This window comes from Methylobacterium sp. GXS13 (assembly GCF_001455965.1).
Classification (GTDB): Bacteria; Pseudomonadota; Alphaproteobacteria; order Rhizobiales; family Beijerinckiaceae; genus Methylobacterium.
The window spans coordinates 1-1,878 of record NZ_LKKO01000105.1; the positions used below are offsets into that span (position 1 = coordinate 1).

General features: G+C 66.8%; 2 protein-coding genes and 1 pseudogene. All 3 read left to right on the forward strand.

Going from position 1 to position 1,878, the window contains the following annotated elements; all coding sequences use genetic code 11:
- A partial coding sequence (locus AO398_RS29630; RefSeq protein ID WP_244498911.1) for a DUF4011 domain-containing protein occupies positions 1–331 on the forward strand: 331 nt, incomplete at its 5' end.
- 467 nt (positions 332–798) lie between these two features.
- On the forward strand, positions 799–1,179 hold the full coding sequence (locus tag AO398_RS27095; RefSeq protein ID WP_058195399.1) for a hypothetical protein: 381 nt from the start codon (positions 799–801) through the stop codon (positions 1,177–1,179).
- A 12-nt stretch (positions 1,180–1,191) separates the two neighbouring features.
- A pseudogene (locus AO398_RS27100) lies at positions 1,192–1,878 on the forward strand (Zn-dependent hydrolase); the annotation flags it as partial.

Sequence of the window (1,878 nt, forward strand, 5' to 3'; positions counted from 1 at the left end):
GGCCCCCTACCGAGCCCCCCTCCTCCTCATCCCGGTCTCACTGAAGCGATCCAGCGTGCGCGCCGGCTTCCGGTTGGCGCGGCACGACGACGAGGTCCGGATCAATCCGACCCTCCTGGAGATGCTGCGCGAGAATTACCGGCTGCGCATGCCCGAGTTGGAGGCGGAGCTGCCGCTAGACGAGTCCGGGTACGACGTCGACGGCATCTTCCGGATCGTGCAGCGGCACGTGAAGGAACTGCGCGGCTGGGAAGTGGTGCCCGACGTCGTGCTCTCGGCTTTCACCTTCACCGAGTACCTGTTGTGGAAGGGACTTAGTCGACCAGGCTGAGGTTTTGAAGCGCAACCCAGTCGTCCGCCATCTCATCGATACGCCCAAGCACTCCTACGGTGATGGCACACCGTTCCCCGAGCCAGCGCGCCTCGACCGGGAGCACCCGCCCGAGACCGTGTTCGCGCCGCTCTCGGCGGATTCCTTGCAACTCTTGGCGGTCCTCGCCGCCGCCGGCGGCAAGGACTTCGTGCTGTTCGAACCGCCCTGGACCGGCAAGAGCCAGACGATCGGCAACATGATCGCCCAGTGCCTCGCGCAGGGGCGCACCGTGCTTTCGTCTCGCAGAAGACCGCCGCCCTGGAGGTCGTTCACTCACATCGTAGTGAGTTCGACTGGCTCGTCGACACGGCGACCTATCTGCGGCGTCGGAAGGACGGGCATCGACATCATGCCGACCCCATCGGCCGGTCCGGGAGTAGTCCCACATGCGTCTTACATCCGCAGCGATCCTTCTCGTCTCATTGATGCTTCAAGCGGCGGCGGCCCCGACGACCGAGCATTGGTCGGCGGCCAGCAAGACCGCGACCGGGATCACAGGCGATATCGAGCTGTCTCCGACGGCGCTCGTGGCTGCGGGCAAGACCTTCCCGCTGTCGGTCGCAGCCGACGTCGACGCGTTCGGGACGAACCAGGGGCCGAAGCCCGCGCGGCTCCTGCAAGTGACCCGTGCGTTCAATCCCGTCCTGCTGCACGGGAACACCTTGTGCTCACCGGCGGCACGCTGGATTGCGGTGTATCGGAGTGCCGCCGGGAAGGAACTCACCATGGCGGTGTTTTCCGGCAAGACGCAGCCGCGTGGCGAGGACGATCCCAGCCTATGCGCGACGTATTTCTATGAGCGCTGAGAACGCCAGCGGATGATGGATCGCATCGAACGCCTCGCTCAGATCAGCGCCTATCCGTGGAACCTGACGCGGCGCGTCTTCAGCCCCAAACAGGCGGAGGCCGAAGCGCTCGTCCGCGGTTGGATGGAAGAGGCTGGCCTGACGGTCCGGCGCGATCCCGCCGGCAACCTCATCGGCCGGCTCAAGGGACCGGTCCCGGGCGGCCCGGCGGTCGTGATCGGTGGTCACATCGATACGCGCGAAGATGCCAGCCGCTACGACGGTACGCTCGGCGTACTGTTGGGGATCACGGCCGTCGAACGGGTGATCCACCAGAGTGTGGCGCTGCGATACGCGATCGAGGTCGTCGCGTTCGTTGAGGATGCGGCGGGCCGGTTCGGCGCCCACAGGCTCGGCAGCAAGGCCATGGTCGGGCGGCTCGATCCGCACGTGCTGGACTGGGACGACGCCTACAACGTCACCCAACGCCAAGCCATGCAGTCTCACGGTCTGGACCCCGACACGCTCACGACGGCCAGACGCCCGGCAGATGCGATCCTCGCTTATCTCGAGATCGCCGCCGAGGCCGGCCCCGTACTGGAACAGTCGGGATCACCGGTCGGCGTCGTCCAGGCTTTGTCGGCGTCCGCGATCCTGCGGGTCACGCTGACGGGACAGGCCGCCAGCGCCGCGACGGTCCCGATGTCGGGCCGACGGGAC